Origin of the sequence: Pseudomonas huaxiensis (assembly GCF_003231275.1) — a bacterium.
GTDB classification, from domain to species: Bacteria; Pseudomonadota; Gammaproteobacteria; order Pseudomonadales; family Pseudomonadaceae; genus Aquipseudomonas; species Aquipseudomonas huaxiensis.
The window spans coordinates 163,374-171,466 of the sequence record NZ_QKVL01000010.1 but is presented as its reverse complement, the minus strand read 5'-3'; the positions used below and the strand labels follow the sequence as shown (position 1 = coordinate 171,466).

At 61.7% G+C, this 8,093-nt stretch carries 7 protein-coding genes; all 7 read right to left on the bottom strand.

What is annotated here, in order from left to right; all coding sequences use genetic code 11:
- Positions 1-154: 154 nt before the first annotated feature.
- The 7 genes from DM374_RS14185 to tssF all read right to left on the bottom strand — a co-directional run bounded on the left by DM374_RS14185 (position 155) and on the right by tssF (position 8,090).
- Positions 155-673: an Hcp family type VI secretion system effector gene (locus DM374_RS14185; RefSeq protein ID WP_110970403.1), complete on the bottom strand. Its 519-nt coding sequence runs from the start codon at positions 671-673 to the stop codon at positions 155-157.
- 121 nt (positions 674-794) lie between these two features.
- Entirely contained in the window at positions 795-1,661 is an 867-nt protein-coding gene (gene icmH / locus DM374_RS14180; RefSeq protein WP_110970402.1) for a type IVB secretion system protein IcmH/DotU, read from the bottom strand.
- 1 nt (position 1,662) lies between these two features.
- The gene (gene tssK, locus DM374_RS14175) at positions 1,663-3,000 is read right to left on the bottom strand and encodes a type VI secretion system baseplate subunit TssK (RefSeq protein WP_110970401.1); all 1,338 of its coding nucleotides are present in this window, start codon (positions 2,998-3,000) and stop codon (positions 1,663-1,665) included.
- Positions 2,997-4,013, bottom strand: coding sequence for a type VI secretion system lipoprotein TssJ (tssJ, locus tag DM374_RS14170; RefSeq protein WP_157969696.1), 1,017 nt, complete (start codon positions 4,011-4,013; stop codon positions 2,997-2,999). Before tssJ ends, tssK begins: the two co-directional genes overlap by 4 nt.
- Positions 4,013-5,344: a type VI secretion system-associated FHA domain protein TagH gene (gene tagH, locus DM374_RS14165; RefSeq protein ID WP_110970399.1), complete on the bottom strand. Its 1,332-nt coding sequence runs from the start codon at positions 5,342-5,344 to the stop codon at positions 4,013-4,015. Before tagH ends, tssJ begins: the two co-directional genes overlap by 1 nt.
- Positions 5,341-6,360, bottom strand: coding sequence for a type VI secretion system baseplate subunit TssG (tssG, locus tag DM374_RS14160; protein WP_110970398.1), 1,020 nt, complete (start codon positions 6,358-6,360; stop codon positions 5,341-5,343). Before tssG ends, tagH begins: the two co-directional genes overlap by 4 nt.
- Entirely contained in the window at positions 6,324-8,090 is a 1,767-nt protein-coding gene (tssF, locus tag DM374_RS14155; RefSeq protein WP_110970397.1) for a type VI secretion system baseplate subunit TssF, read from the bottom strand. Before tssF ends, tssG begins: the two co-directional genes overlap by 37 nt.
- Between the last annotated feature and the right edge of the window lie 3 nt (positions 8,091-8,093).

The window sequence follows — 8,093 nt, the reverse complement described above, 5'->3', positions numbered from 1 at the left end:
CTTCGAAGTCATCGGAACCGGCGGTGAAGGTGAAGCGCAGGTCGGATTGGGCGGGCATGGAAAGTCCTCGTCAGCCCTGAATCGGGCCACTACTCCTTGTGCGAGAGAAAACGACCGGCGCGCTACAGCGCCGGTCGCCAGAACTACCTGGTGATCAGGCTTCCTGAGGTTTGCGCCAGTCGTCCGAGGACTCGGTACCGCAGATGACGTGGGACCAGATGATCTTGCGGTAGGCCATGGCGACCTTGACCAGTTGGGTGTACCCGGCCATTTCAGGATCTTGGGCGTGGGGCAAGACGGTGTTGATGCTGACGATGGTGGCGTCTTCAAGGCGGGTGGTGAAGAACATCTCCTGATGCCCATCGGTGGAGGTGCGATACCACCTCACTTCTACCTCCGTCAGGGTCTCGCCGGTGGATAGTGCCTGGTACAACATCGGGGTGGCCTTGTTCAGCGACGACGTGAAAGTGAAAGGCCCGTGCACGCGCTGACCGGCAGGCTGGCCGCTTTGCGGATCGGTCGGAGTGCTGATCAGGTGTTCGATTTCCTGGGCCAGGATCTGCTCCTCGTGACCCTGCTGATAGATGTTACCCACGGACTCGTCGGTAAATGCGCCGTCGGTAATGAATCCCTGGGTTTTTCCATGGATGCTGATATATGCAGGAGTTGGCATGGATTGCCTCCTTGTTTCGTTGGTGTAAAGGCCTTGTGGGCCATGGCGCCATCGGTGATGGCAAGGGGTTTGAAGCAAGCGTTACTTCAAATTCATGAGCAGTGGCTGAACTGCTCGAACGTCAGGATTTGAGGATGAAGTCGAGGGACTTGAGCACCTCTTCGGTGGTGCTCCCCAGACTGATGGAGAAGTAGAGATAGGCCGCGAGCAGGACCGCACCGGCAATCGCCCAGGGCGTCCACAGCGGCCATTGCCGTGCCAGGCGATAGCGACGGGATGCCACGTTGTCCGGCGGGTCGATCAGGCGCTCGGGGCTGTCGCCGCGCTGCGTGCGGAGGATTCGATGCAGCTTGCCGATGACGCCATTGAGGACATCCTTGTTGTTGTGCTGCTGGCCGTACTTGCCCTGGAAACCAAGGCACAGGCAGAGGTACTTGAACTCCAGCACGTCACGGTAGCGAGCCGGGTCTATCTGCATACGCGCGAGGACGGTAAAGAACTTCTCGCCGCCCCAGGTTTCGTTGTGGTGGTAGCTGAGCAGCGAGCGCTCCCGCCATAGAGAAGCGCGCCCCCACTCCGTGGCCATCACGGCTTCGTCGATAAAGGCACACAGTGCGTAGCGGTAGGCCAGTTGCGTGGCACCGTCGTAACCCCGCTGACGAACTTCCTCGGAGAGCGCAGTGATCTGGTCGCGTACCGTGGAATAGAGCGCAGGTATGTCATCGCACCGGTCTAGCCGGCGCAGTCGTATCACCAGGCCAAGCATTTGCTGGGCGGCATCTATCAGCGGATTGAGGCTGTGACCGCGCAACTGGAATTGCAGGTCGGTGTCCTGGTCGGTATTGCCCGAAGATTCGAAGAGCACCCTGTTCTTGTCCTGAATGCCCTCGGATGCCGCGGAACGCTGCAAATTGTCCCGCGCCCGGCCAGGCGCCGGTGATCCGATAACCTCGGACAGGTCGTTGCCGGTCTGGGTTGAAGTGCTCATGTCATTGACTCCGGATCGCCCAGAACTGCAGTTGCAGTTCCGGGAAATCACCGCTGATGTGGAAACCGAAGCTGTCAGCGCCCTTCGGCATCATCTTCTGCCAGTTGCCGGCGGTGCGATCGAGCTGGAAGTAGGTAAAGCCGGCGTGGAACGGCAGGTGTCTGGGCGCCACGGGCAGCGGACTGAGCGGGATGCCTGGCAGTTGCAGGCGGATGAGGTCGAGCAGTGTTTGCTGGGAGGCGACCTTGGCCTGCTGCAGGAACAAGTGGCGCATCTTCTCCAGCGGCATTCGGGCATGCACAGCGAGGATGAAATCGGCACTTTCCATCAGGCTGCCATCGTTGATCTGCGCAGTGAGAATGCCGTGCGCCTGCTTGACCAGCGGAAGCGATACGGCGCGCGGCTGCAGCACGGTGCCGAGCAGGCGGCGCAGGGTTTGCTCCAGCATCAGGAAGGTGTTTTTCGGGTTGTCGTGCTGATAGGCGGGGAACTCGGGCGCAAGGCGCGAGCCGTCGATGCAGGTGGCTAGCTCGCCGCTGGCTTGCCCGCAGGCCAGATAGGCATCGACAGGGCGTACGTCGGGATCCCGCGCCAAATGGCGAAATTGGTGCTGCCAGCGATTGAGGGCCTGCAGAAGGCTGAAATCTGTGAAGTCCGCCACCCCGGACTGAGCGGGCGAACCGATGCGTTGGGCGATGCTCTTGGCCCGCTCGTGCATCAGCGAAGAGATTTCCTCCATGAAATGCGCCAGCGGACGAATGGCATTGAGATGCAGACCGGTGATGTAGAACCCTGCGTCCATCAGCAGGCTGCCGTCGGGCCGCAGGTCCAGAATGCGGCTCAGGGCCAGATTGGTGAAGGCACTGCGATCGTCGCGCTCCAGTGCCAGCTGCAAGTTGGGCACGGCCAGGTCCAGCGGGGCGTGATTGCCCTGGTGACTGTGAATGTCACGGACATCTTCCGAGTTCAGTAGATAGCGGGTATTGCCATAGCTGTCAGGCCAGCGTACCTGGCCGGTGCCGTCCGAACGCAACGGCAGCGTGAGATAGACCGTCTGGTTGGCCGCGCTGGCGTCCGGGATAGTCAGCGGATCCGGCGGCGGCTGATCATGCGGGATGTCGAACAACGTGCCGTCCGGCATGACACCCCGGGCGCGAATGATGGCGATCTTGCCGAAGGCGAGAAACTCCTGGTTCAGCTCCAGTTCGGTGAAGCCATACCAGTACCGGCTACCACTGCGGGCATTGATGCAGTGCTCCAGATATCGGGTGGTCTGCTGGAAATGCTGGGGTTTGACGAAGAGTCCTTCGCCCCAGACGACGGGATTGCGGGTGGTCATCGGTAAGTTCTCGCAGGGGAGGAGGCGTCGCCAGGGACTGGCGCGGAGCGGTAGCTTTCATCGGTGAGCGCAACACGGCTGCCTTGCAGCATCACCATGAGCGGGTATTTGCGACCGCGAGGCTCGATGCGAAAAACGTCGTGCCAGCGCTCCGCATTGGGGTCGTGGAAATCCGCCACCACCGCGATGTAGCGCGCCTTTTCGTCGACGTCGGCGAACTCGATGAACTTGAACTGGCCAGGCGTGAGGATGTAGTCGTCAGAGGCCAGGAGGGTGCTGCCCAATGCTTTCTCGGGCGTGTTGCGGAGCGACTCGGGGTCGGCGTTTTCGAGCATGGAGTCGTCCTTCAACTGCAATACGCGAAAGCCAATGGGCGTGGCATTGCTCGGTGGAGCACGCACTTCAGCCGCCTGAGCCAGGACCGGACCACGGCCGTATTGGCCCAGGTCCGGGCTATCCATGGCGGAGGCCCCGACGCCACTTTCACGGGTAGATAGCAACACCCCTTGGCGCAGCATCCAGTTCGAGGGAAGTGGCCATCGCTCGGTCGTGGTGCCGTCGAACAGGGTTTCTGGCTGTGATTTGCCAAGGGTCAGGGGTGGCGCGTGCTCGTCTACGACCAAACCGGGAATCGCCAGGCGCTGACGCACAGCGAGGGTGGTGAAGGCGCTCATTCGCTCGTTCTCGAAATGACCGAGCAGTGCACGCAGATGCTCGATCAGTTCGTCTTTGCTAGCACTGCGAAAATTGACCGCGAAAGGCCCCTGCTCCTCCTGGTCCCATGACGATGGCTCCGCTTCATCGAAGGGCGCCGCCGGGTAGCTGAGCGAGTTAGGGTTGACGTCCGGGCTGGCGTACAAGCTCAGAGCGACCTGGGAAGGTTGGTCCTGCGCAGCACCGACCTGGATAGACGGAGTCATCAGCACCTGACCCGTCTTTGTGAGCACGTTGCCCACGGTGCTGCAGCCGACAAGCGCGGCCGAGGCCAGCAGGAGCGCAATGGCGTGCCTCATCATGCCTCCGCGCGCAGCGCCTGATCGAAGGCTTGCTCGAAAACTTCCCAGAACAGCTTGTCGAAGCCTTGCTGCCGGCCGGAGGTCAGTTCGTCGTAATAGTGCCCGTACATTTGCCACGCCCAGTCGGCAGCCTGCGGCTGTCCGCTGCGTGCAGGGCAATAGCGTTGGAATCTCCGCTCCAGTTGTCCGGGTGAGAACGCCTGCAAGAGCGCGGCGAGCCCGGCGGTGATGGCCTTATGTGTCGCCACCTGCTGTCGGCGAATCTGCTCAAGCGACTCTTCCACTGCCGCCGAGGGTGACAGGTGAACAACGCTGCGCTCGGCGGAAAAAAGCGCTCGCACGGTGTCCGGGTAGTTTTGTCCCAGACGCAAAGGGTTGTCTTCGATGGGCTGCAGCGTGCGCCCGGCCAGGGAAATTCTTTGCTGATCGTCAGCCTGGGGAGCATTCAGGGCGCACAGGCCGCGAATCAACGCGCCGAGTGCACGTCCCGACTCGTTCAGCAGCGCATAGGCCTCCTGCTCATCGATCGCTCCAACCGCTGCGCCAATACCCTCCACCAGGGGTTCGACCAGGCCGACCGGCTCTGCGTTGCTGGAAAACTGGCGTTGAACCCACTCTCGGGCGGCCGCGGGCTGTGTGTCCTGTTCCGACATGTTGGGTTCTCCTGGGGCATGCATGGGTGCGCCGTAGATGGCTTCGGATCGGGTGCTGCCGACGTCGGCCTGGGCGGCCAGCGGCGTTTGTCCGTAGTGATTCGGATCGAGATGGGCAATTGAGCCGTCGTGGGCGACGTCGAGCGCTTCGAGAGGATCGAGCAGGCCTTGAGGCCCTTGCGGGGCACCGAGCGCCTGGAACTCGTTCCAGCCTGATTGCTGTCGATAGTCGCTATCGACGTCATGCGCTTCGGCGTTGGGCAATGCCTCCAGAAAATCCATGGGCAGATGTCCCGGTTCGCTGGAATGAAGCCCGGAATCGCCCGAAGGGTGAAGTTCATCGCCCAGGTGAACGGAGATCAGGTACGGACCGATGTGCAGCCTGTCGCCATTGCTCAACCTGGCGCAGGCGTTGGTACCGAGCGGTTGTGTCTGGTCATTGACGGTGGTGTTGCCACAGCGGTCGATAACCAGGAAAGCACCATCCTCAAGAAGGATCTCGCAATGCCGGGGGCTGACCCCACCGTTGCGGTCGCGCAGTGTCCAGCTGGCGTTCTGCGATCCAATGGTGCCGCCTTCGGCAACGAAGACATGGCCAGGTTTGCTGCCTTGCTGGAGCGCCTGGGGGTTGTCCACCACCAGGGACAGGCGCCGAACGGCGTTATCTACAGTCATGTGCGTACCGTGAGTCGAACAGGGGGAGGCGTGCGCAGGTGCGGCTGCTCGAGAAAGCTGGTCCAGCCAAGCTGGCAGCCGGTGTCATGCCCCAGGTTGAAGGCGGGGATTTCGTTCTCGCACAGCCCCAGTTCAAGGTCGCAAGGGGTCTGGTCGCGCAGCAGATAGGCGACCAGCATGCGTAACCGCTCGAAGTTCTCGCCGTTGGGCAGGAACTCGCGAAAACGTGCCTCCGACAGGCTGTGGATAACGATGGTGAATTTGCAGTGGCGCGTTCGGACGCTGTCGCCGATGCGAAAGCTTTCGTCCAGTTGCCCGTTGCGCAGCCCAAGCTGCGTGCGGTCGTCCGGGTCGATATCGGAATAGCGCAGCTCGAAGTCGCGGATGCTGACGTCCGGCAGGTCGAAGCAGTGAGCAATGAGCCCCGTTACCATGGCAGGCGAGCGACTGCGATGAACCACGGCACCGGCGAAGCTGAGCAGCCGGCTCCAGGCGATCGGCGTGGCGCCGCGAATGGCATCATCCTTGAGCCCTACCAGGGCGAAGAGACGCTGCGAAAGCCGGTCACTCGCGCCCGGGCGAAAGCGGATGTAGTGGCGGTATTTGCGCCAGGCCTGGTGAAGCAGGGTCAGCAGGCGGTGGTTGAAAAAGTCGAAAAAGGCAGGACGGATACCCTCGCCCTGCCCCGCCTCGTAAGCCAGGCGTTCGAGGTAGTACGACGGCAGCGGGGAGTCGGGACCGTGCATACCGAAGAAGGTCGCCTGCACAAGGTACTGATGCGGCAGATTCCCCTCCAGACGCTGCGCCAGGAAGACATCAGAGGCCGGGAAACCGACGCCGGCAAAATTGCTCAGGCGAATGCGCTGCTGATCGGCCGCGTAGGCCTCGGCAGACTCCAGATCATCACCATGCAACCCGTGCAGGCGCTCGAGCAGGCAGAAGAAGTCATGACTCCTGGCCTCGCCAAGCAAAACGTCATTCAAATCAGGGGCTGGGTTCCGCTGCGCATCGGCCATGCGTAGTGCTCCTGATTCTTGACGTTGATGGCCTCCAGCACATGGAAGGAGGAAATGCTGGCGTACACGGAGAGGAAGTGGCTCAGCACCGTGCCAAAGAGGTACAGATCGCCCTCGCAGGAGAACCCGTCCTGATCGAGCTTGACCACGGTGCGCAATCCGCGGATGGGAAGTGCCTTGAACATGCGATCGATTGGAGCCGTCTGCACCTCCAGCAAGGCGCCCAGGCGCATCTGTGTGGAGCGTGCACGCTGGACGTCATGGTGGGCGGCAAAATCATAGGCGCGGATAACGGCCTTCAAGGGCTCGGCCGACAGTAGCGACAGGTAGGTCGGCGACAGGTTGGAGATAAGCGTCCACAGCAAATCACCTTCCAGCACCGGTCGGTACGAAGGGGTGGGCGGGGTCAGGTTGCGGCAAGCTACGAAGGTGGGCATGCCCGGCGTGCGTATGCAGATATCGCCCACCGCCAATGCCTGTGGCAAGTCACGATTGCTGCAGGTCAGGGCGAAAGAAACGGTTTCCTCCCGCCCGATGTAGCGTTGTTCATCGCTGCGCACGAACGATACCCGGTGCTCGACACCGGCACTCATCAGCGAAGGGGCGATTCGGGTGCGGTAGTAGAGGACGGTCCGCCCCTGCTCGAAATCGATCTGATGACGAAGGGACTCGAACGGTTGGTAGGTTCGCAGCCAGGCGCCAGGCTGATCGGAAGCTTCGCTCTTCCAGCCGTCGACGCGATCGATGCTGAACACCTCATAGGCATCGGGCCGCTTGCCCGCCGGGTGCACACGATGGTCGAGGGTCTTCCCGGTCAGCCTCACCGGTTCGGCGTCGTGCTCGAAGAGATTAACCGCAGGCGCGCAGTACAGCGCCATGTCACCGGTCTGTACGCGCACATCGTCCGGCATGGGCCGGGTAAAACGGAACTCCAGGCGGATACGCTCGGTGCTGGTGGTGGGCCAAAGGGCACGCAGCCCAACGAGGCCGAAGAAGAAATAGCGGCGAGGAAAAAGGAAGTACTCCTGCAGGATGCGGTATCCGTCCAGGGCGTTTTTGGGGTAAGGCAGCAATGCTTCGTCCGGGCTGAACCCCGGGAAAACGATCTGGCTGGCAGGTATGTGCCTGACCACGCCGTCACACTCCAGACGCACATCGGCCAGGTATCTGGACAGCCACAGATACAAGGTCATGGCGGTGTAGTCGCCGCCACTCAGGTAGAAATCCAGGCGGTCGCAATCGTAGGTACTTGGCGGATTTCCACTCAGGGTGATGAGGTCCACGCGGACCGTCGATTTCTCCAGCGAATGCACATCGCTGATTCCGCTGATCTGCAACGGATAGACATCGACATTCGCGCAGGTGCGAAACTCACACTCCACACCGTCGACGCTGCGCGAGCGGATACGCGCGCCCTTGGCGATACGCTGGCGGACGGTGATCGACCGGTCCACGGGTGGAAACTGCATGATGGTGGCACTGGGAAGCGACCGCAGATAGTTCGGCCACAGCAGTTGCAACAGAGGATGCGTCAGTTCCGGAAAGTCATCGTCGATCTTCAGCCGCAGCCTGGCCGTCAGGAACGCGAAGCCCTCCAGCAGCCGCTCGACATCCGGGTCGGTAGCCTCGTCGCCCAGAAACCGAGCCAGTTGCGGATTGTTGCGCGAGAACACTCGACCGAGCCGACGCAGATAATCCAGCTCCTCCCGGAACTTGCTCTTCAGTGGCATCCC